Genomic DNA, 20,915 nt, shown 5'->3' on the forward strand with positions numbered 1-20,915 from the left:
CCCCTTCTGGCCTCAACTGCTTGCGTAGACGCCGATCCAACCTTTGGGCTGCTTTGGGTTTTGCATTCTCAAAAACAGATACCGCGTCGCCGCCCACGGCTTAACCCGGTTCGTAAGGTTATCTAGAACTAAGTCACCTCGGCTCGACCGATAGACCAGAACGGCATGGGAATTGCGGCGAGTGTCCAACACCGTTGCAATCAGTAATTTGCTTGGGTCTAACCCTGCCCTAATCAGGTCGCGCTTTTTCAGCAGAGCAAAATCCTCACAGTCCCCACCCCGAGACGTCGGAAGCGCCCAAAACTCGCGAGTCCGGTATTGCGACTGATCGGTCACTGACCGTGTACTGGAATTTACCTTTCGGTTGATACTTTTGACCAGCTTCATTTCCTGAGTACTGGACATCTGAATCGATTGCTTGGTCGCACACGCCCATGAGTATTGCGCGCACAATCTTTGCGCGCCCGATGGCGGCGGAGAAACCGCCGACGTGGGGATAAACGCAGATTCTGCAATTGAGAGTTTCGCGCCAAACAACAGCACACCAATTGCCAGAGCGATAGCAGCTCCGACTGACTTCAATCTTTCAGGTGAACCTTTTGAACTCGTAAATAATTTGGAACAAAACACTTTCATGGCCATCCCTCGATCCAATACCATCCGAGCGATTACTTTTGTGTGCATCCATATTCCGTTCCCATAATCTATGGAAACGGAGACGGCAAAGCAATCGAAGGTCAATCTGAGGGGGAAAAGCGGCAGAAATTCGTATTTCTTTTTGACGATTTCAGCGCAACAAAGTGGCAGTCGCGGCCACAATTGAAGACCCGCGCTGAACTGACGGGTCAAATAAAGACCGGATCCGGGAACAAACCGCTTAATACGGGACGCGGAATTTCAATAAATAGGGTGCTTCTTGACACACAGGTATGAAGCGTCAGGAAGCCCTATAATTCAATCCGTTATCTCGACGACAACGAGTTCTCGTTCGCTCGCGCCACGAGCATGATCGAGCGCTTCTTGATACTCAGGCGAGTTATAGCACTCTACCGCTGCTTCGAGAGACGGGAACCGGGCGACGACATTCCGGGGCCGCTCTTTCCCTTCCAACTGAACATATCTCGCTGCGCGGGCGATGAACTCACCACCATGCTTTGCAAGCGCCGGTCCGGCCAGCTCAGCGTATTTCCCATAGGCGTCGGCATCCGTCACCGTGACGTGTGCAATCCAGAGTGCAGGCATCTTATCCTCCCAATACCTTTTCGGCCGCTTTTATAGCTGCGTCAGAGTTCGAGGCATCCTTGCCCCCACCCTGCGCCATATCCGGACGACCACCACCGCCCTTTCCTCCCAATTCGGATACGGCCGCTTTGACCAGATCCACGGCGGACACTTGGTCCGTCAAATCTGCGGTCACACCTGCTGCAACCGCTGCTTTGCCGCCTGTATCTGCAATCAGCAATACGGCACCGGACCCCAGCCGCGCCTTATGCTCGTCAATCAAGGAAGGAAGGTCCTTACCGGATACACCGGTCAACGACTGTGCCAGGAATTTCGTTCCATTGACTTCTCGCGCTTCGGTGCCGCCGCCCTGACCAGCGCCGCCGGCCATGGCCAGATCCCGACGCAACTGCGCCACTTCGTTCTGCAAAGCCTTACGTTCATCCAGCAAGGATTTGACCCGGTCCACGACATCATTGGGCTGTGCTTTCAGTTCAAGCGCGATTTGGGCCAGACGATGATCCTGTGCGGACAGGTAACGGAATGCCTCGTCTCCGGTCAGGGCCTCAATCCGACGTACTCCCGCGCTGCTTGCGCTGTCGCCGAGAACAACAAACGTTCCAATATCGCCGGTTTGTCGCACATGGGTGCCACCACACAATTCGATCGACCAAGTGTCACCATCGTGACCTTTGCCGGTGGCTGCTTTACCCATCGAAACGACACGTACCTCGTCACCATACTTTTCACCGAACAACGCCTGAGCGCCCAATTCACGGGCGTCATCCGGAGTCATGACCCTCGTCTCGACCGCTGAATTCTGACGGATGAAGTCATTCACCTCGCGTTCAACTTTCTGCACCTCTTCAAGCGTAAGTGCTTTGGAATGGCTGAAATCGAAACGCAACCGATCTGCCGCATTCAGCGAGCCACGCTGTGCAACGTGATCTCCGAGTGTCTCGCGCAAGGCTTCGTGCAGCAGGTGCGTGGCCGAATGGTTGGCACGAATGGCGGTGCGCCGAGCATGGTCGACCTCAAGTTCGACCGCGTCACCCTTGGAGATCGTTCCTTGATCCACTGTTACCTTGTGGGCGTAAATCTTGCCATCTGCATGTTTCCGTGTGTCCTCAACCCGGGACACGTGATCGCGGTCTTCAAGGCGGCGGATCTTGCCGGTATCGCCGATTTGACCACCTGCTTCACCATAAAACGGCGTTTGGTTCACGATCACCCAACCATTGCCACCCTGCTCGATCTCGTCGACCAGAGCACCGTCGACAACAAGCGCGGCCACCTGACCTTCGGCCTTTTCCGTGTCGTATCCCAGGAAGTCCGTAGCACCCGCAATATCCAGAACGTCAAACCACACCGCCTGATCCGCGGCCTCGCCCGACCCTGCCCAGGCAGCGCGTGCCTTGGCTTTCTGTTCCGCCATCGCGGAATCGAAGCCATCCGTATCCACGGTCCGACCCTTTTCCCGCAACGCATCTTGTGTCAGGTCCAGCGGGAACCCGTACGTATCATACAGTTTGAACGCCGCGTCACCCGGCAAAGGCTCTCCCTCGCGCAAACCAGAAACTTCGTCGTCCAACAGCTTGAGACCACGATCCAGTGTCTGCTTGAACCGGGTTTCTTCCAGCAGCAAAGTCTCTTCGATCAGCGGCTGCGCCTGACCCAGTTCAGAATACTGAGCCCCCATTAACTGTACCAAAGTTGGTACCAGACGGTACATGACCGGATCCTTGGCGCCCAGCAAATGGGCGTGGCGCATGGCGCGCCGCATGATCCTGCGCAGTACGTAGCCGCGCCCGTCATTCGACGGCATCACACCATCGGCAATAAGGAAAGAGGTTGATCGCAGGTGATCCGCGATCACCCTATGATGCACATTCTGATCCCCGTAAGGATCGACGCCAGTTGCATCTGCCGAAGCCTCGATAAGCGTCTTGAACAGGTCGGTGTCATAATTGTCGTGGCTACCTTGCAGAAGCGCACCGATCCGCTCCAGCCCCATTCCGGTGTCGATCGACTGCATGTCGAGTTCGACCATCGAGCCGTCCTCGAACTGTTCGTTCTGCATGAAAACGATGTTCCAGATCTCGATGAACCGATCACCATCTTCCTCGGCTGATCCCGGAGGACCACCCCAGATATGATCGCCATGATCGTAGAAAATTTCGGTGCACGGTCCGCACGGTCCTGTCGGACCCATCTGCCAAAAATTGTCGTTGGTGGCGATGCGAATGATCCGATCTTCTGGGATGCCCACCTTTTTCCAGATATCAAACGCCTCATCATCGGTGTGATAGACCGTCGCCAGCAGACGGTTCTTGTCGATGCCGAATTCCTTGGTGATCAGCTCCCATGCGAACGGAATCGCCTCGGGCTTGAAATAATCGCCGAACGAGAAGTTCCCCAGCATTTCGAAAAACGTATGGTGGCGCGCTGTGTAACCCACATTGTCCAGATCGTTGTGCTTGCCACCAGCGCGTACGCATTTCTGCGCTGTTGTGGCACGTTGGTAGTCACGGGTCTCAACGCCGGTGAACAGGTTCTTGAACTGCACCATGCCCGAGTTCACGAACATCAGCGTCGGATCATTGCGCGGCACCAACGGACTGGACGCGACCACTTCGTGACCCTGCTTGGCAAAGTAGTTCAGAAAGGTTGAGCGGATATCGTTCAGCGTTTGCATAGGGCTCTCTCAGCGCGCAATCATCATGTTCTGCGCAGGTTTAGCCCCGTGCCCCGGGAGTGTCCACAGGATTGGCACACCGGAACAAAACAAGGCGGCCCTACTGGACCGCCTTGTTCAAGGCATTCACGACGCCTGCGGAGTAACCGCAGCTTCTATGCTTCACATAACCAATTGCTAGGCTTCTAAGATATCATCCTCATCCGCCTGAGGAGGCATTTCAAAATCCAACCCGTGCGCTGCGCGAATCTTATCCTCAATATCCAATGCGATACGGCTGTTATCACGCAGGTATTGCTTGGCGTTCTCGCGCCCCTGCCCGATCCGCTCATCCCCATAACTGAACCAAGAGCCTGACTTTTCAACCACCCCGGCCTTGACGCCCAGATCCAGCAATTCGCCCATTTTGCTGATGCCTTCACCATACATGATGTCGAATTCCACCTGCTTGAACGGCGGCGCCACCTTGTTCTTGACGACCTTTACGCGGGTCTGGTTACCAACCACCTCATCGCGGTCCTTGATCGCACCGATCCGGCGAATGTCCAAACGAACCGAGCTATAGAACTTCAGCGCATTACCACCGGTCGTGGTTTCAGGGCTGCCGAACATCACGCCGATCTTCATCCGAATCTGGTTAATGAAGATGACCATACAGTTGCTGCGGCTGATCGAGCCGGTCAACTTGCGCATCGCCTGGCTCATCAAACGGGCCTGAACGCCGACATTGCTGTCGCCCATGTCACCCTCCAGCTCGGATTTTGGCGTCAGAGCCGCAACCGAGTCGACCACAACCATGTTAACCGCCCCCGAACGCACCAGTGTATCGGTAATCTCAAGCGCCTGTTCACCAGTGTCGGGTTGCGAAATCAGCAACTCATCGAGGTCGACACCCAGTTTACGAGCATATTGCGGGTCAAGCGCATGTTCCGCGTCAACGAACGCACACACACCGCCACGTTTTTGCTGCTCGGCAATACAATGCAGGGTCAGCGTCGTTTTACCGGAGCTTTCAGGTCCATAAATCTCAACAATTCGCCCCATCGGCAAACCGCCAATACCCAGCGCGATATCCAATCCCAAAGATCCGGTCGAACTTGCTTCGATCTCCTGCTTGGTATCGTCGCCAAGCTTCATGATCGAGCCTTTGCCAAACTGTCGTTCAATCTGGGCCAGCGCGCTGTCGAGCGCCTTTTGCTTATCTGCGTTTTTCTTGTCGCTCATCGTCAGAAGATCCGCCATTGTCCTGTCGCCTTCCCTTTTGTCACACCCTTGATCGGGCGGCAATCGCTGCTTTGTTCGCCTCTTGTTCCTTATGAGATCAAAAAGAGAACATTTCAACAAAAACTTACAATTCTTACTGTTCTCCAATTGTGTTAAGGAGTCGTTTACGACAATCTGAAAATTCAAAAGCATTGAAGGCAAAGGGAAAAATGCTTGTTTTCTACAAAGAGCGTCTGGCGCTTTTGTCCGTTCCCAAAACTGGCAGCTCGGCATACCTGACAGCCCTGCGGGACCGCGCCGATCTGGTCGTTTCCGGCCCTCCGGAATTAAAGCACGCGTCTGTTCGTCGTTTCGATCGGTTTTTCCAGAACATCTTTCAGAAGATGTTCGATACCGAAATGGAGATCATGGCCGTTGTACGCGAACCGGTCGACTGGCTGGGCAGCTGGTACAGGTACCGGGGCCGCCCAGAATTGGACGGCTATGACAACTCGACCCAAAACCTCAGTTTCAATGCGTTCGTTCAGGCATATTTGCAAAACCCTCCTCCTGCCTTCGCCGATGTCGGCTGTCAGTCTGATTTTTTTCGCACTCGGAGCAACGGCGCCGGGGCGGCACATGTTTTCAAATACGAGAACCAATCAGCGATACTGGAATTCCTGCAAAACCGCCTCAACTGTGAGATTCACCTACCTTCGGAAAATGTGTCACCAATGCGGACCCTAGACTTGTCCGATGAAATCTATGCGAAATATCGCCGGAAATTCTCTGACGACTTCGCCTTGCACGCATCGGCGCGCTAAATCCCACAGTTAAGCTGTTGAAAAACTGCTTCGGTTAACTGTGTGAGCGAGAATGGTTTCGGCAGGAATGTCGAATTTTCGATTTCAGAACCAGAGTCATTAAATGCGCCTTCGGTGTAGCCGGACATAAACACCACACGGACGTCGGGACGTGTCTTTAAGGCTTCACGTACCCAAGTGGGGCCATCCATGCCGGGCATAACCACATCCGTAACGAACACGTCGACAGACAATGTGCGATCTTCCAGCAGGTTCAACGCCGCCTCGGCCGAATCCGCTTCAAGAACTGTGTAGCCTTTCAATCGCAAAGCCCTGGTGGCAAAAGCGCGCACCGGTGCCTCATCTTCAACCAGCAGCACTACGCCTTCACCCTGTTGCGCCCCCTGCTCAGGGAGGGCAACGACGGCCTCGGGTTCAATCGTTTCTGCAATAGAGCACACAGGCAGGAATACCGTGAACTCAGTACCGTGACACAGAACACTGTCGACAAAAATGAATCCACCGGTTTGCTTTACGATCCCATAAACCGTGGAAAGGCCCAGACCAGTCCCTTCTCCGGTGCGCTTGGTGGTATAAAAGGGTTCGAACACTTTCTGCAGTTTATCTGCAGGTATGCCCACCCCGCTGTCGATCACCTTTACCGTTACGTATTCGCCGGGTTGCACCGTTGCGCGATCTCTCGCCAAGGGCTGATCCAATGTGGTGACTTCGGTTTCAATCCTAATCTCACCACCTTCGGGCATTGCATCGCGGGCATTGACGACGAGATTCATCAGAACCTGCTCAAGTTGCCGCTTGTCTGCCTTGACCGGCTTGAGCACCGGATCATGGCTGAGTGTCAGTCGTACCTTTTCCCCAACCAGACGGTTCAGTAAATGGATGAGGTCCGAGATTGTATCCCTCAGATCCAGCACTTCTGGCCTAAGCGTTTGTTTTCGGGAAAATGCTAATAACTGGCTGACAAGCGCCGCAGCCCGATTGGCGTTCTGATTGATCTGGACCAGGTCCCCGTAATTCGGATCATTCTGATCGTGACGCAGCAACAGAAGATCACAGTGGCCCGAGATTGCCGTCAATAGATTGTTGAAGTCATGCGCAACACCACCAGCCAATTGCCCGACGGCTTGCATTTTCTGTCCTTGTACAAACTGAGCTTCCAGAGTCTTAAGTTCGGTCGCATCATTCAAAACGGCGATCAGGCAAATCTTCCCATCCCAGAACACTCTGGACAGAGTGACCTGGACAAAAACCTCTTTATCATCGCGTGAGAGTCGTAAAAATTCCGAATGCGGGGGCAAATCCTGTTCAGCCGTGCGAACTAGCCACTCCCCAATCGGGTGACCCAGCCCCTGCATGATGTCTTCTATATTTGCTCTTTCGGGTCCCAACTCTCCGACCAGGCGAGCTGCAAGGCGGTTTGTTTCAAGGATTTCTCCCTCTGGGGAAAGGCGCATGATCGGTACAGGCAGATCAGCAAAAGACTTCGCCCCAACCTCGGGCCGGGCACCTTTGACCGGCACCAGCAAAAGGTCACGGTCTACCCCGCCATCACGAAGCGTCGACACAACCACGGTCTGCGGGCCGTCTACGGTATGAAGACGCGCCATCCCGCCGTTTAGGGGTACTTCACTTGAGATAACGTGTTCCAGCGAAGTCACCTCCTGCCCAAGCAGCAGCCGAGCGGCCTCATTGGCCTGCACGATGGTGCCGTTGCGCCCGGTTGTTATGATAGGAACTAGGGGGCTGTTCCATTGCCTTTTTGCCGCCAGTCCGATCCGCCAAGAATACAAACCGTTTTCAAGTTTCGTGACGCTGATCGTAGTTGCTTGTCCTCTCGTTACGATCTCTTCACAGGAATGTCCTTTGTCCCGGGCTCGTGCCTGAAGGCGAAATAGTATCGCAGCCGGATTGGCAAAAAGTGATCTCAGAGTGACGTCGAGCCGGAGTCCCTTTTGCGCTTGAAAACGCGCACGCGCTTGGTCGTTGGCGATCTGAAGATTTGCATTGGCGTCAGTGATGAAACAGGCGTCGTCCTCTTGTTCGATTAGCGCCGCTAACACAGAATTCTTCTGTTCTGCTATTCGAAGCGCCAACATGGTGCGGACAATTTGGAACAACGCGACCGATAGAAATGACAAGCCGACAACGACCAGGCCAGTATTCCAATGGCCGGGTAAAACGCGAAAAACTGGGAGAGCACATAGCAATAAGGCACTTAAACCCAGTGAGATTATGCGCGCGCGACCGTGCCCCGATTCCGTCGTCGGCGGCGGCAAATTCTCTGTGGTGTCAGACATCAACTACTCAACGTGAATTGTTTCCGATGAGTATCGGATCACAATGGTTAACCGCTGCTTAACGAATTCGGCGGCCAAAAATCTTCTTTTAGTTGTTTTCAGTAGATCAGTTTCGCGTCAAGTGCGCCGTGTAAAACCCATCGGTTCCGTGGGAAACCCGCCACGCTTTACGATAAGTAGCCGACCAAGCCGGGTTGTTGCGGACAAATTGCTCGACGATGGCATCGTTTTCCACAGCCAACATTGAGCACGTCGCATAGACCAGCACACCCTGAGCCGCGACCATAGGTGCCGCCGCGTCCAGTATTTCGGATTGAACACCTGTAAGGGCCTGTAAACCTTCAGGCGTCAAGGTCCACTTCCCTGCAGGAGCCCGCCGCCATGACCCGCTGCCGGAGCAAGGCACGTCCGTCAAAACAACGTCGAATGGCGCTTGCTCCGCGATCTCGCGGCCAGCCAATACCGTGATCTTCGCCCCTGCCCGGTCTGCCCGCACTGGCAGATCACGCATGCGACCTGGATTGGCATCATGGGCAAAAACACGCACGCCCTCGTTCCGAGCCGCCAGAGCCAAAGCCTTGCCGCCACCGCCTGCGCAATAGTCCAGGACACGCATGCCCGGCTGCAAATCCAATGCAGCAACTATGGCCTGACTGGCCGCATCCTGAAGCTCGACCAAACCCGATGCATAAGCCTGGCTTTGCGCAATTTTCCGGGCCCCTGCCGTAACTTCCAGCGCAGTTTCGCAAGCAGAATGCGGCTGGGCTTCTATCTCATCTTGGCCCAGTGTCTGGATTGCCTGCGCCAAATCGCATTTGGAAAGATTGACCCGCAAATGAACCGGCGCGCGCTCTTGCAATGCTATCGCTGCTGCCTCAGTCTCATTCCCCAGAGATCGCTCGAACTCTGGCCAAAGCCATTCCGGGATGTCCAGCTGTTCGGCAGTGCTGGAAAAATTCCGTGCAACCTCAGAATCAGTTACGGGGTCAGGCGCATGGCGGGTTCCGGTAAATACGATCGACAGGTCCTGCCCTGATGCGCGAGTTTGACCGATCATCAGGCCACGGCCCGTTTCCGCCCCTCCCAACGCCGCAAAAGAGCGCTTTCGGCGCAACGCTTCGAAAACATGATCGCGAATGGCGGCACGGTCTTTGGAACCCGCAAACCGGCTGCGGCGTGCCCAACCTGTCAGGGCCTTTTCCACTGGCGCACCAGCGAGGATGTCATCGAGAATTTCTATCGACGCCTGCACGCGCGCAGCTGGTATCATTGAGGTTTCCGATCCTTCGCGTCAGCTGCCGGACGGCGCCTTGAGGCCGGGCGCCGTGAACAGGTGTTGAAATCACATTACCCTGTAATTCGGGCTTTCACGCGTGATCTGAACGTCATGCACGTGGCTTTCTTTCAGGCCCGCGCCAGTGATTTTCACGAAGTTGCAGTTGCGGCGCATCTCTTCGACCGTGGCGCAACCGGTGTATCCCATGGCCGCGCGCAATCCGCCAACCAGCTGGTGAACCACAGCGCTAGCCGAGCCCTTGTAAGGCACTTGCCCCTCGATCCCTTCAGGAACCAGCTTGTCATTGGCGGCGTCTTTCTGGAAGTACCGGTCGGCCGACCCGCGAGCCATGGCACCCAGGCTGCCCATGCCGCGATACGATTTGAACGAACGGCCCTGATAAAGAATTACCTCGCCTGGGCTTTCATCCGTTCCCGCAATCATCGAACCGACCATGGCGCAGGATGCGCCGGCCGCGATGGCCTTGGCGAAATCGCCCGAGAACTTGATGCCGCCGTCAGCGATCACCGGAACGTCTCCCGCGGCCGAGGAACAATCCATAATGGCAGTCAACTGGGGCACACCCACACCGGCGACCATGCGGGTCGTGCAGATCGACCCCGGACCGATACCAACCTTGATCGCGTCCGCCCCTGCATCGATCAGGGCGCGGGTTGCCTCACCGGTCGCCACGTTGCCTGCGATCACCTGCACTTCGTTTGACAATGTTTTTACGCGTTTGACCGCGTCAAGAACCCCCTGCGAATGGCCGTGCGCAGTATCAACAACTATGATGTCAACTCCGGAATCCACCAGTTGCTCGGACCTGCCAAAACCTGCATCGCCGACCGACGTCGCCGCCGCCACGCGCAAACGGCCAAGATGGTCCTTGCACGCGGTTGGGTTCAATACGGCCTGTTCGGTATCTTTGAGCGTCAGCAGACCGGTCAGTTTTCCCGAACCATCAACTACCAACAGCTTTTCGATCCGTCGGGCGCGCATCAGGCTCTTGGCCTCTTCCAGATCGGCGGGTTCCTGTAACATGGCCAGATTGTCCGACGTCATCATCGCGCTGATCGGCGTATCGTCCGACGTGGCAAACCGCATATCGCGGTTGGTGACGATGCCGACAACTCGCCCGTCAGCGTCGACAACCGGAAAGCCGGTGAAATTGTAACGTTCGACCAGCGCCTGTGCGTCGGCCAGCGTCTGATTGGCCGCCAGGGTGACCGGATTGTAGACGATCCCCGATTCAAACCGTTTCACGCGGCGAATTTCCCGTGCCTGTTCTTCGACCGACAGGTTCTTGTGAACAACGCCGATCCCACCGGCCTGGGCCATCGCGATGGCCATGCGCGCCTCGGTCACCGTGTCCATTGCTGAACTCAGCAACGGGATGTTCATGGTGATTTCGCGCGTCACACGCGTGGTCGTATCCGCAGTGGCCGGCAGCACGGAAGATGCGCCCGGAACCAAGAGAACGTCGTCAAAGGTGAGTGCCTCACGAATCTGCATCTGTTAACCCCATGCAAAAGCCCGTTTGACGGTGACCCTATTGCATGGATTGCACCGAAGGAAAAGCCCCCGACCTCAAGTAGTTTCCGCCTGCGGGGCGATGACGCGGTTGAAAACGACGCAAGCTGTGCAATTCGTGCCGCTGACGGGCCTTTCCCTTTGCGCACAAACCCATATCTTGCGCGGGATACGCGCGAATACAAAAAGGCATGTCACCCATGACCACCGATCCTCTTGTCGTCTTCACTCCGTCCGGTAAACGCGGGCATTTCCCGGTCGGCACCCCGATATTGGCCGCCGCCCGTCAATTGGGCGTCGACTTGGATTCGGTCTGCGGAGGGCGTGGCATCTGCTCGAAATGTCAAATTACGCCCAGCTATGGCGAGTTTCCCAAGCACGGCGTGACGGCTCACGAAGACGCACTGAGCGAATGGAACTCAGTCGAACAGCGATATGATGACAAACGTGGCCTGAAGCCGGGCCGCCGGTTGGGTTGTCAGGCCTCAGTTCAAGGTGACATCGTGATCGACGTACCGCCTGAAAGCCAAGTTCACAGGCAGGTTGTCCGTAAGGCGGCCACTGCGCGCGCGATCACGATGGACCCGGCGACGCGCCTCTATTTTGTCGTGGTGGAAGAACCCGACATGCACTCGCCCACGGGCGATCTGGAGAGGCTGGAGCGCGCCCTGCGCGAGCAGTGGCACATCGAATCGGTAACAGCTGATCTTTCCCTGATGTCCAAGCTGCAACCTGTTCTGCGCAAGGGTAAATGGGAAGTAACGGTGGCTGTGCATAAGGGCCACAAGGACACCGTTGCCCGGATCGTTGAAATCTGGCCCGGCCTGCATGAAAGCGGCCTCTATGGCCTTGCGATTGACCTCGGCTCGACCACCATTGCCGCCCATCTGACCGATCTGGAAACCGGCGAGGTAAAGGCGTCTTCAGGTTTGATGAATCCGCAGATTCGATTTGGCGAAGACCTGATGAGCCGCGTGTCCTATTCGATGATGAACCCCGGCGGAGATCGGGAGATGACCAAAGCCGTGCGCGAGGCGATCAATGATCTGACGACCTCGATCGCGGAAGAAGCCGGTATCGACGCCAAGTTGATTGTCGAGACGGTCTTTGTCTGTAACCCCGTCATGCACCACTTGCTGCTGGGTCTGGACCCGGTCGAGCTGGGCCAGGCTCCGTTTGCTTTGGCGACATCTGAAAGCATTTCACTGCCCGCACGCGAGATGGACCTGATCAACATGAACCCACGCGCACAGGTCTACATTCTACCGTGCATAGCGGGACATGTAGGCGCCGACTGTGCAGCCGTGGCCCTTTCCGAAGAGCCCGGCAAGTCCAATGATCTGGTCCTGATTGTGGACGTGGGCACCAATGCCGAAATTCTGCTGGGCGACACCAGACGCGTTTTGGCCTGTTCTTCCCCGACAGGACCCGCATTTGAGGGTGCACAGATCAGTTCCGGCCAACGCGCCGCGCCCGGCGCCATTGAGCGGATCGAGATCGACCCTGTCACAAAAGAACCCCGATTCCGCATCATCGGATCCGAGAAATGGTCGGACGAAGACGGATTTGATCAGGATGTTGCAACAACCGGGATTACCGGGATTTGTGGGTCGGGCATCATCGAGGCCGTAGCCGAGATGCGCATCGCCGGGCTTCTGGACGAAAGCGGTTTGATTGGCTCGGCTGAACAGACGGGAACAGCACGTGCGATCCCGGAAGGGCGTACCCATGCCTATCTGATTCACGATGCCAGTGCAGATGGGGGTCCGAGGATCACAGTCACGCAAGGTGACATCCGTGCAATCCAGCTGGCCAAGTCAGCGCTTTATGCGGGCGCACGCCTGCTGATGGACGAGATGGAGGTCGACAAAGTCGATCGCGTGGTTCTGGCCGGCGCATTCGGCGCCCATATCTCGACCAAACACGCGATGGTGCTGGGCATGATCCCGGACGCACCTCTGAACAAGGTCTCAAGTGCAGGCAACGCCGCCGGAACCGGGGCGCGGATAGCCCTGTGCAACATTGGCTCACGGGCCGAGATCGAGCGCGTGGTGCGCGAAATCACCAAGATCGAAACTGCAATCGAACCCAAATTTCAGGACCATTTCGTGGCCGCCAACGCGATCCCGCACAAGACCGACCCGTTCCCGGAATTGTCGCAGGTGGTCACCCTGCCCAACCCCAGCTTTAACACTGGTGGAGATGAGGAAAAATCTGGCCGCCGCCGTCGCAGAAGGTCATAGTCGGGCCAATTCAAGGAGGCCCGAATGCAGACAATAAACGACGAGCAAGCCGAGTATTGGGGCAAGTCGGCCTCAGGTGCCAAATGGTTAATCTACGAAGATCAGCTTGACCTTCTGATGTCTCCTGTACTCGACCTGCTTTTGAAGCGCGCCGAGCTGCAACCGGGTATGCGGGTGCTCGATATCGGGTGCGGCACGGGTGTAAGCGCCATTGCTGCTGCGCAACAAGTCGGCAAAACCGGCCATGTCCTTGCGGTTGATATTTCCCAACCCTTTCTGGACCGGGCTCAAACCCGCGCGTCCCAAAGTGGTCTGAGCAACATCGAATTCCAATACGCAGACGCTCAGGCACATTTGTTTGCAGAGGCTGAACGGGACGCTGCGATCTCACGCTTTGGCGTGATGTTCTTCGAGGACTCTGTCGCCGCGTTTGCCAATATGGCTTGCGCGTTGAAGCCCGGCGGGCAGATGACTTTTGCAACCTGGGGCCCGCTTGCCGACAATCCCTGGTTCAAAATCCCACATATTGCGGCAACTTCGCACCTCGGACAGCCACCTAAGGTAGACCGTTTTGCGCCCGGGCCATTGGCATTTCATGACATCGATCACGTCACCGGAATGATGGCACGGGCGGGCCTGACCAAAATCGAAGCAGATGCTGTGCCCGTTAATTTGGAGGGTGTTGGTTCCATTCTGGACACGGCCGCCCTGTGTACACGTGTCGGCCCCGCAGCCCGAGTTATATCGTATTTCGATGGAACTTCTCAGGATGTCAGGGCTATTCGAGATACAGTCGCAGAAGAATTCCGTCCTTTCGCCAACGGCCAGAGCCTGAAGATTCCAGCGGTCATCAACCTATATCAAGCGCGGCGTTTGGATTGATTGAAAAAGGAAATGGAGCGGGTAGCGGGAATCGAACCCGCGCGTTCAGCTTGGGAAGCTGACAGGCTACCATTACATCATACCCGCCGCTTCTGACTGGATACCTTGCCCCAAGATCGGGTTCAAGCCAGTTCAATCCGTTCGGGCACGCAAACTTTCGATCAGGTCCTGATCCACCTCCAGCATGCGACCCGCCGCATCAAGTGTTTTGTGGTCCAGATGCTGCGGATTCAGATCAACCCCGTCCGAAAACGCGTCAACAATGGCCGTTATCGCTTTGATACGGGCGTATTTCTTGTTGTTGGCCGGAATGACATGCCAGGGTGCAACTTCGGTTGACGTTCGAGCCAGCATCTCATCCACCGCGACCTCAGTCTCTTGCCATTTCTCGCGATTACGGAAGTCTTCATAGGTGAGTTTCCAGCGCTTCATCGGATTGTGCAGGCGTTCAGTAAACCGAGCCATCTGTTCTTCCGGCGAGATATGGAAGAACAGTTTTACGATGCGTGTCCCGTCATCCACTAGCATCCGTTCAAAATCATTGATTTCTCGATAGGCAGCGCGCCATCGCTCTTCCGGGGTGAACTGTTCAGTCCGTTCGACCATTACACGACCGTACCAACTTCGGTCGAATGCCGAAATCGCGCCTTCGGGCGGCAAACGTTCCCAAAACCGCAGCAAATAGTGGCGGTTGAGGTAGTAATTGCGCGGTGCTCCAATGGGCCAGACTTTGAAACTACGCGGATCCAACGCCTGGCTGACGCGACGGATCGTGCCCCCTTTGCCGGCCGCGTCCCAGCCTTCAAACACAATGACTCCCTTGAGTCCGTGGAAAAGAAAAGCCTGCTGGATAAGCGCCAACTGCGCTTGCAAGCCCACCAGCCGGTCGAGATACTCCCCCTTCCCAAGCCGTTTGGACAAATCGGCATCCGACAGTTTTGGAGGATGATGAATCATGGGCACACCTGTTTTGGAAATTTCATGGGCCCAGTCTTATGACTCTAATTTTCGGTGACAATGATCCGTGTCAAAAATGAAAAAGGCCGGGCTAACACCCGGCCTTTGGAACCTCCAACTTAAGGCAGATCAGGCGCGACGGCGACGGCCACCACCGCGACGGCTACCAGCAGCACCGGCTGCGCCTGCTTCGCCCGGCGCTTTGTTGAATCTGATCCACTCACCACCATGCGGGTCGTTGTTGGTCAGCAGGTTGGCAGCGCGGATGGCCTCCATCTCTTTGCCTGCGCGCGGAAGGGTCGAGCCCAAACCGAACAGCTGACAGAAGGTTTCATCATCCATGTCCGCAGGCAGGATGATGCCTTTTGCTTCAACCTCGGCCTTTTTCTCAGCCAGTTTCTTGGGCCCCACCGGCAGCGCCACCGGGTTCATGATCGCCGACGTCATGCCGGCGCCCATCGCCATCGGCAGGAAAGCGTTGTTGATCCCGTGGCGGTTCGGCAGACCGAAGGACACGTTCGATGCGCCACAGGTGGTGTTCACGCCCAGTTCTTCGCGCAAGCGACGGACCAGCGCAAAGACCTGCTGACCGGCCGTTGCCATCGCACCGATCGGCATGACCAACGGGTCAACCACGATATCATGCGCAGGGATTCCGAAATCAGCCGCCCGTTCAACGATCTTCTTGGCGACCTCGAAACGCACGTCGGGATCTTCGGAAATACCGGTGTCATCGTTCGAAATTGCAACGACCGGCACATTGTACTTTTTGACCAGCGGCAGCACCAGTTCCAGACGATCTTCTTCGCCCGTGACCGAGTTCAGCAGCGGGCGACCCTCGGCCGTTTCAAGTCCTGCCTCAAGCGCGCCCGGAACCGACGAGTCGATGCACAGCGGCACGTCGACCAGCCCCTGAACCATCTCGACGATCTTGGTCATCAGCGGCGGCTCGGTCTCGTTCGGGTTGGGGTTCGAGTTGTAAACAACACCTGCGTTGATATCCAGAACGGTCGCACCTGCAGCAACCTGCGCCAGCGCATCTTTCTCGACGGTCGAGAAATCACCGGCCTCAAGCTCGGCGGCCAGCTTCTTGCGGCCTGTCGGGTTAATCCGCTCACCGATCACGCAGAACGGTTCGTCAAAGCCAAGGACGGCGGTTTTTGTTTTTGATTCGACGACTGTACGGGTCATGTCCGATCCTTAGGAGTTTACAGGCTTTGCCGAAGCGCCGCCGTTATTGATGGCCCAATTGGCGTTGGTCTTAATGCCGCCAAGCGGGAAGAAGTGCACGTTGGTGATGTTGAAATCCGGGTTGGCCGCCTTGTGGTTGGCCAGTTCGGTGATCACATCGTTCGGCTCATACGGCAGCAGCAGCTTGGACACATCCATTGCGCGCTTCTGCAATACCTTCAGCGACGGGCCGACGCCACATGCGATAGCAAACTTGATCAGCGTCTGCAGCTTTGCCGGACCTGCGATACCGATGTGAACCGGAATGTCGATGCCCGCAGCTTTCAGGCTGTCGGCCCATTCGATGATCGGCTTTGCATCAAATGCGAACTGCGTTGCCAGCGCCATTTCGGCATCGGTGGTTTCGCTAAACTTCTGTTTCCAGCGCAACGCGTCATCCACGTTCTTGGTCGAGCCGTCCGGATCGATGTCCTTGTTGCCCTCGGGGTGGCCCGCAACATGCAGGCGCTTGAAGCCCGCCTTATCAAACAGGCCGGTTTCCAACAGCTGCATCGAGCTGTCGAAATCACCATGCGGGTTGGCAACACCACCGGCCAGCAGCAGCGCCTGATCGACACCTGCTTCGCCTTGATACATGGAAATCCAGTTTTCCAGCGTGGCCGCGTCCTTGATGATGCGCGCCGGGAAGTGCGGCATGACCGGATAACCTTCATCAGTGATCCGCTTGGCCGTTTTGACCATATCCTCGATCGGAGTGCCCTCGATATGGGCGATGTAGACGCGGGTGCCTTCGGGCAGCAGCGCACGGAAGTCCTCGACCTTTTCGGCGGTCCGCGGCATCACCTCGATCGAATAGCCTTGCAAAAAGGCTTCGACGGTCGGGTTCACCGGGGCCTTTTCGGCCGCATCACGTTTCTTGAAGTTCAGCAAAGCCATCGTGGCCTCCCATAAAGATTTTGGGCTCACGCCCAACCGTCATTGGCGATCAGAGTCTTGATGCGGTCCTGATCGTATTCCGTTTCCAGACGCACGGCTTCTGCCTCGGCAACCTCGGACGGGTCGCCCTCAACTACAAAAGGCTCGGCTTTGCGCCATTCGGCCAGATAGGCATCACTGTCCTTTGCATTCACCTTCATGGCAGCACGGTCGATCGCTTGCTCGAACCGTTCCTCCAACTGCCGCTTGGCGCCACGCCGGCCTTTGCCGACGATGACCTGAGCGGGAATGTCGCGCCAGTATACAATAGTGACGTCAGGCATCTTTGTGATTCCTCCTAACCCGATGGGCTGGTTCTAAACTTCAATGTGGGCTCGGGCCGGTCGATTTTCGACACCCGACGCTTTTCCAGCGACGTTTTTGCCCACTATGGGATACCGGGCTTGTATCGGAAGTTTTCCGAGTTCCCGACATCAAAATCTTCATGACGATAATGAGCGTCTTGCGTGATCGCAGTGCGCGACCTATGGTCGGGGTAACTCGAAAATCGGAGGGCGTTAAGATGGCGCCCAAGCGTCCCAAAGGTGCGGGCGCGTTCCCGAAGGCGGTCGAAAGCCCCGCGCCGGCAAGACCCGATCCAGATGCGTTATATGCGGCGCTGGATCTGGGGACTAATAGCTGCCGCATGTTGATAGCCCAGCCCAAGGGCAGCGGGTTCCATGTGGTAGACAGTTTTTCCAAGTCCGTGCAGCTGGGCGCCGGACTGGAACGCACCGGACGATTGTCGCGGGCGTCGATGGCGCGCACCGTGCAGGCCCTGCGAATCTGCCAGCAAAAACTGAAGCGTAACAAAGTCAGGCGGATGCGGCTGATTGCGACCGAAGCCTGTCGGCGGGCCAAGAACTCGCGCGAGTTCATCCGGCAGGTAAAGCGCGAAACCGGTTTGACCCTTGAGATCATCCAGCCCGAGGAAGAAGCACGCCTGGCCGTCATCTCATGCGCGCCACTGGTTTCGACCAAGACCGAACAATTGCTGGTCGTCGATATTGGTGGCGGCTCGACCGAGTTGGTGTGGATCGACATTTCATCTCTTCCTCGCCGTGACCGGCCTGCGGCGATCATGCGACTGCACAACGGGTTCCACCCTGCAGAAAGCCCGTTTCCAGCGGCTAAAGTTGTAGACTGGATCAGCGTACCCCTGGGGGTGGCCACACTGCGTGACCAGTTTCACGATGTGGAGGATGACTCGGCCCGGTTCGCCTTGATGAGTTGGTTTTTCGAGGAAAACCTTGCCGATTTCGCCCCCTACAAGGACGAACAGGCACGCGAAGGATTTCAGATCGTCGGCACAAGCGGCACGGTGACCACTGTCGCCGCCTCGCACCTAGGCTTGAAACGCTATGACCGGACCAAGGTCGATGGATTGCGCATGACCAGCGATCAGATTGACAAAGTCATACGTGGCTATCTAGAACTCGGCCCTCAGGGTCGGCGTCGTGATCCCCGTATTGGTGACGACAGGCAGGCTCTTATCATGTCCGGCTCGGCCATATTGCAGGCTCTGTTACGTTGCTGGCCCACCGACCGCCTTTCCGTGGCGGACCGGGGGCTGCGCGAAGGTCTGCTTTATGCACAGATGAGCGCGGATGGCGTATTGGAAGACGGACCGTTCTGATGGCGAAGACACCAACTGGTAAAAACACCTCGGGTCGCGGACAGCGCGACCTGAAGGTTCAGGTTAAAACCGCGCGCGGGCGCAAGCTCAGCTCGACCCGTTGGCTGCAAAGGCAGTTGAATGACCCCTACGTGAAACGCGCCCAAACCGAAGGGTACCGCGGACGGGCGGCGTTCAAGATTCTGGAACTGGATGAAAAATTCCGCTTCCTCGTTCCGGGCGCCCGCGTCGTAGATTTGGGCTGTGCCCCCGGCGGGTGGTGCCAGGTTGCTGTGAAGCGGGTGAATGCACTGGGCGAGCGGACGGACAAAAAGGTCGGCACCGTTCTGGGCATCGACCTGCAAGAAGTCGAACCCATCGCCGGGGTCGAGATCTACCAGCTCGATTTCATGGATGATGGCGCCGACGAGCAAGTCAAGGAATGGCTGGGCGGCAAAGCGGATGTAGTGATGTCGGATATGGCCGCATCGTCATCGGGGCACAAGCAGACAGATCACTTGCGCATCATGGCTTTGTGCGAAACGGCGGCTTATTTTGCGTTTGATGTGCTGGAAGAAGGCGGCACGTTTGTCGCCAAGGTACTGGCAGGAGGTGCAGAGGGCGACTTGCAAAAGCTACTGAAGCAAAAATTCCAGAAAGTGGCCAATGTGAAACCACCGGCGTCCCGGTCGGACAGTTCAGAAAAGTTTGTCGTCGCCACCGGGTTCAGAGGCTGAGCCTTAGTCCAAATCGAATTTGCCGTCGATGATGCGCTGTTCCCGTAGTGATGCGGTCGCTATTCCTTGCAAAAGCAAGGCGTCACCGTGACTGACATAGACGGTTTTCTTGGCACGCAGTTCAGCGATACGGTCATCCAGAGTTGTTTTGCGTGACCCTGCCAGTGGCGGTATTTTTGTAGGAAAACGTTTCGACATAGAACACCTGAGGACATCGTTACCCTACTGTCCCTAACGATCAATTCTGCCGGGAACGTGGCACAAATCTGCCTGTACAGTGCCGTTTCGGCACCTCAGATGAGTGTTTAAATTGCTGTCAACTCAACGCGGTCACTAGGCTATCACTCCGATTCCTTGCCTTTCTGCGCATTCTGTAAGTCGATCAATGCCCCGTTATATTCGGCCCCTAGGATCAACATTGCTGAACACAGATAAAGAAAGATAAGGGCGGCCATAGCGCCAGCGAGACCCGCATATGTCGCGCTGTATCTGGCAAACTGTGCAATATAGATCGAGAACCCCCAACCACCTGCAGCCCATAGCGCAAGGGTCAGAACGACACCCGGCAGAATCTGTGTAAACCTGTGCCGCCGCGTCGGAAGGATCAAATGTGCCAGAAGAACCATCCCCGTCGGTACCGCCACGGTAAAGGTCCAACGCAAACGGTCAACTGACAACCACTCCCCCACATCCACATCCGTCTTTTCCGTAACCAAGCGGGTATAAACAGGCAACACGACCTCGACCGCCGCAATGGCCAAAATTGCAGCACCGCCGGCAATGACCAATGCGAAACACAACAGACGTGTCTTCCAGAATGGCCAGCTGTCCTGATCGTGGTAGGCTTGCGTCATGGCTTGGCGAACGGCAGCAACTCCGTTGGACGAAAAATAGATCGCCAACAGACCACCCAGAGTGATCACTCCGGTCCCTGCCCCGTCCAGAACGGCTCGCAGTTCCGAAACGATCGGATCAGCCACATCCTTTGGCCAGGCACCAAAAATCAGTTCAATCAGCTCATCGGTGACATAGCCTTGCGACAGCGCACCAGCCAGTGCAACTGTGAACAGAACGAAGGGGAACAACGCCATCATCAGGGACATTGCCACATGGCTACTCATGACGAAGCCGTTTTTGTTGTTGAACCTGCGCACAGCCAGCCAAAGGGCGCGCAGAAATTGGCCTGATGAAGGAATCGATACATGGGTCATAATCGGACCCTAAACCACGTTGGAACCGGGCTGAACAAGACAATCCCGCCCCGGT

At 56.4% G+C, this 20,915-nt stretch carries 18 protein-coding genes and 1 tRNA gene; 5 read left to right on the forward strand and 14 right to left on the reverse strand.

Going from position 1 to position 20,915, the window contains the following annotated elements; all coding sequences use genetic code 11:
• Nucleotides 1-12 precede the first annotated feature (12 nt).
• From AC2TCY_RS13295 to recA, 4 genes are all read right to left on the reverse strand, one after another.
• Nucleotides 13-849 carry a transglutaminase-like cysteine peptidase gene (locus tag AC2TCY_RS13295; protein WP_480847952.1) on the reverse strand — a complete coding sequence of 279 codons (837 nt, stop codon included), beginning with the start codon at nucleotides 847-849 and terminating at the stop codon, nucleotides 13-15.
• Between the two features lie 105 nt (nucleotides 850-954).
• Nucleotides 955-1,242: a DUF1330 domain-containing protein gene (locus AC2TCY_RS13300; protein ID WP_480847954.1), complete on the reverse strand. Its 288-nt coding sequence runs from the start codon at nucleotides 1,240-1,242 to the stop codon at nucleotides 955-957.
• A 1-nt stretch (nucleotide 1,243) separates the two neighbouring features.
• Complete coding sequence (gene alaS / locus AC2TCY_RS13305) at nucleotides 1,244-3,916, reverse strand: alanine--tRNA ligase (protein WP_480847956.1); 2,673 nt, start codon at nucleotides 3,914-3,916, stop codon at nucleotides 1,244-1,246.
• 177 nt (nucleotides 3,917-4,093) lie between these two features.
• Nucleotides 4,094-5,158, reverse strand: coding sequence for a recombinase RecA (gene recA, locus AC2TCY_RS13310; protein WP_480847957.1), 1,065 nt, complete (start codon nucleotides 5,156-5,158; stop codon nucleotides 4,094-4,096).
• A gap of 191 nt (nucleotides 5,159-5,349) precedes the next feature.
• Here recA and AC2TCY_RS13315 point away from each other — a divergent pair, with 191 nt between their 5' ends.
• Complete coding sequence (locus AC2TCY_RS13315; RefSeq protein ID WP_480847959.1) at nucleotides 5,350-5,943, forward strand: gamma-glutamyl kinase; 594 nt, start codon at nucleotides 5,350-5,352, stop codon at nucleotides 5,941-5,943.
• On the opposite strand, the gene AC2TCY_RS13320 is transcribed toward AC2TCY_RS13315, so the two are convergent.
• The 3 genes from AC2TCY_RS13320 to guaB form a co-directional block, all read right to left on the reverse strand.
• A complete protein-coding gene (locus tag AC2TCY_RS13320; RefSeq protein WP_480847961.1) occupies nucleotides 5,940-8,240 on the reverse strand; it encodes a hybrid sensor histidine kinase/response regulator in 2,301 nt (766 codons plus the stop codon). The two genes, AC2TCY_RS13315 and AC2TCY_RS13320, sit on opposite strands and share 4 nt — an antisense overlap.
• A 106-nt stretch (nucleotides 8,241-8,346) precedes the next feature.
• Nucleotides 8,347-9,510, reverse strand: coding sequence for an RsmB/NOP family class I SAM-dependent RNA methyltransferase (locus AC2TCY_RS13325; protein WP_480847963.1), 1,164 nt, complete (start codon nucleotides 9,508-9,510; stop codon nucleotides 8,347-8,349).
• Nucleotides 9,511-9,582: 72 nt separating this feature from the next.
• Nucleotides 9,583-11,031, reverse strand: a complete 1,449-nt coding sequence (guaB, locus tag AC2TCY_RS13330) for an IMP dehydrogenase (protein ID WP_480847964.1) — start codon at nucleotides 11,029-11,031, stop codon at nucleotides 9,583-9,585.
• A 218-nt stretch (nucleotides 11,032-11,249) separates the two neighbouring features.
• Here guaB and AC2TCY_RS13335 point away from each other — a divergent pair, with 218 nt between their 5' ends.
• Entirely contained in the window at nucleotides 11,250-13,292 is a 2,043-nt protein-coding gene (locus AC2TCY_RS13335) for an ASKHA domain-containing protein (protein WP_480847965.1), read from the forward strand.
• 24 nt (nucleotides 13,293-13,316) lie between these two features.
• The gene (locus tag AC2TCY_RS13340; RefSeq protein ID WP_480847967.1) at nucleotides 13,317-14,174 is read left to right on the forward strand and encodes a class I SAM-dependent methyltransferase; all 858 of its coding nucleotides are present in this window, start codon (nucleotides 13,317-13,319) and stop codon (nucleotides 14,172-14,174) included.
• Between the two features lie 13 nt (nucleotides 14,175-14,187).
• Here AC2TCY_RS13340 and AC2TCY_RS13345 read toward each other — a convergent pair.
• The 5 genes from AC2TCY_RS13345 to AC2TCY_RS13365 form a co-directional block, all read right to left on the reverse strand.
• A tRNA-Gly gene (locus AC2TCY_RS13345) sits at nucleotides 14,188-14,261 on the reverse strand.
• A gap of 45 nt (nucleotides 14,262-14,306) precedes the next feature.
• On the reverse strand, nucleotides 14,307-15,131 hold the full coding sequence (locus AC2TCY_RS13350; RefSeq protein WP_480847969.1) for a polyphosphate kinase 2 family protein: 825 nt from the start codon (nucleotides 15,129-15,131) through the stop codon (nucleotides 14,307-14,309).
• 129 nt (nucleotides 15,132-15,260) lie between these two features.
• Entirely contained in the window at nucleotides 15,261-16,322 is a 1,062-nt protein-coding gene (locus AC2TCY_RS13355) for a methyltetrahydrofolate cobalamin methyltransferase (protein WP_480847970.1), read from the reverse strand.
• A 9-nt stretch (nucleotides 16,323-16,331) separates the two neighbouring features.
• The gene (locus AC2TCY_RS13360) at nucleotides 16,332-17,258 is read right to left on the reverse strand and encodes a methylenetetrahydrofolate reductase (protein WP_480847972.1); all 927 of its coding nucleotides are present in this window, start codon (nucleotides 17,256-17,258) and stop codon (nucleotides 16,332-16,334) included.
• A 26-nt stretch (nucleotides 17,259-17,284) separates the two neighbouring features.
• On the reverse strand, nucleotides 17,285-17,581 hold the full coding sequence (locus tag AC2TCY_RS13365) for a virulence factor (protein WP_480847974.1): 297 nt from the start codon (nucleotides 17,579-17,581) through the stop codon (nucleotides 17,285-17,287).
• 239 nt (nucleotides 17,582-17,820) lie between these two features.
• Here AC2TCY_RS13365 and AC2TCY_RS13370 point away from each other — a divergent pair, with 239 nt between their 5' ends.
• Together AC2TCY_RS13370 and AC2TCY_RS13375 are read left to right on the forward strand one after the other, a co-directional pair.
• The gene (locus tag AC2TCY_RS13370; protein ID WP_480847975.1) at nucleotides 17,821-18,933 is read left to right on the forward strand and encodes a Ppx/GppA phosphatase family protein; all 1,113 of its coding nucleotides are present in this window, start codon (nucleotides 17,821-17,823) and stop codon (nucleotides 18,931-18,933) included.
• Nucleotides 18,933-19,649 carry an RlmE family RNA methyltransferase gene (locus tag AC2TCY_RS13375; RefSeq protein WP_480847977.1) on the forward strand — a complete coding sequence of 239 codons (717 nt, stop codon included), beginning with the start codon at nucleotides 18,933-18,935 and terminating at the stop codon, nucleotides 19,647-19,649. Before AC2TCY_RS13370 ends, AC2TCY_RS13375 begins: the two co-directional genes overlap by 1 nt.
• Before the next feature lie 3 nt (nucleotides 19,650-19,652).
• Here AC2TCY_RS13375 and AC2TCY_RS13380 read toward each other — a convergent pair whose 3' ends face one another.
• Entirely contained in the window at nucleotides 19,653-19,847 is a 195-nt protein-coding gene (locus tag AC2TCY_RS13380; protein ID WP_480847979.1) for a hypothetical protein, read from the reverse strand.
• Nucleotides 19,848-19,990: 143 nt separating this feature from the next.
• Nucleotides 19,991-20,860 carry a YihY/virulence factor BrkB family protein gene (locus AC2TCY_RS13385; RefSeq protein ID WP_480847981.1) on the reverse strand — a complete coding sequence of 290 codons (870 nt, stop codon included), beginning with the start codon at nucleotides 20,858-20,860 and terminating at the stop codon, nucleotides 19,991-19,993.
• Nucleotides 20,861-20,915: the final 55 nt, after the last annotated feature.

It is taken from the genome of Ruegeria sp. HKCCD7181 (assembly GCF_057221055.1).

Bases quoted from the DNA above. Each gene is read 5' to 3' on its own strand.
- AC2TCY_RS13300 (WP_480847954.1), bottom strand. From the start codon at position 1,242: ATGCCTGCACTCTGGATTGCACACGTCACGGTGACGGATGCCGACGCC.
- alaS (WP_480847956.1), bottom strand. From the start codon at position 3,916: ATGCAAACGCTGAACGATATCCGCTCAACCTTTCTGAACTACTTTGCC.
- recA (WP_480847957.1), bottom strand. From the start codon at position 5,158: ATGGCGGATCTTCTGACGATGAGCGACAAGAAAAACGCAGATAAGCAA.
- AC2TCY_RS13315 (WP_480847959.1), top strand. From the start codon at position 5,350: ATGCTTGTTTTCTACAAAGAGCGTCTGGCGCTTTTGTCCGTTCCCAAA.
- AC2TCY_RS13320 (WP_480847961.1), bottom strand. From the start codon at position 8,240: ATGTCTGACACCACAGAGAATTTGCCGCCGCCGACGACGGAATCGGGG.
- AC2TCY_RS13325 (WP_480847963.1), bottom strand. From the start codon at position 9,510: ATGATACCAGCTGCGCGCGTGCAGGCGTCGATAGAAATTCTCGATGAC.
- guaB (WP_480847964.1), bottom strand. From the start codon at position 11,031: ATGCAGATTCGTGAGGCACTCACCTTTGACGACGTTCTCTTGGTTCCG.
- AC2TCY_RS13335 (WP_480847965.1), top strand. From the start codon at position 11,250: ATGACCACCGATCCTCTTGTCGTCTTCACTCCGTCCGGTAAACGCGGG.
- AC2TCY_RS13340 (WP_480847967.1), top strand. From the start codon at position 13,317: ATGCAGACAATAAACGACGAGCAAGCCGAGTATTGGGGCAAGTCGGCC.
- AC2TCY_RS13350 (WP_480847969.1), bottom strand. From the start codon at position 15,131: ATGATTCATCATCCTCCAAAACTGTCGGATGCCGATTTGTCCAAACGG.
- AC2TCY_RS13355 (WP_480847970.1), bottom strand. From the start codon at position 16,322: ATGACCCGTACAGTCGTCGAATCAAAAACAAAAACCGCCGTCCTTGGC.
- AC2TCY_RS13360 (WP_480847972.1), bottom strand. From the start codon at position 17,258: ATGGCTTTGCTGAACTTCAAGAAACGTGATGCGGCCGAAAAGGCCCCG.
- AC2TCY_RS13365 (WP_480847974.1), bottom strand. From the start codon at position 17,581: ATGCCTGACGTCACTATTGTATACTGGCGCGACATTCCCGCTCAGGTC.
- AC2TCY_RS13370 (WP_480847975.1), top strand. From the start codon at position 17,821: ATGGCGCCCAAGCGTCCCAAAGGTGCGGGCGCGTTCCCGAAGGCGGTC.
- AC2TCY_RS13375 (WP_480847977.1), top strand. From the start codon at position 18,933: ATGGCGAAGACACCAACTGGTAAAAACACCTCGGGTCGCGGACAGCGC.
- AC2TCY_RS13380 (WP_480847979.1), bottom strand. From the start codon at position 19,847: ATGTCGAAACGTTTTCCTACAAAAATACCGCCACTGGCAGGGTCACGC.
- AC2TCY_RS13385 (WP_480847981.1), bottom strand. From the start codon at position 20,860: ATGACCCATGTATCGATTCCTTCATCAGGCCAATTTCTGCGCGCCCTT.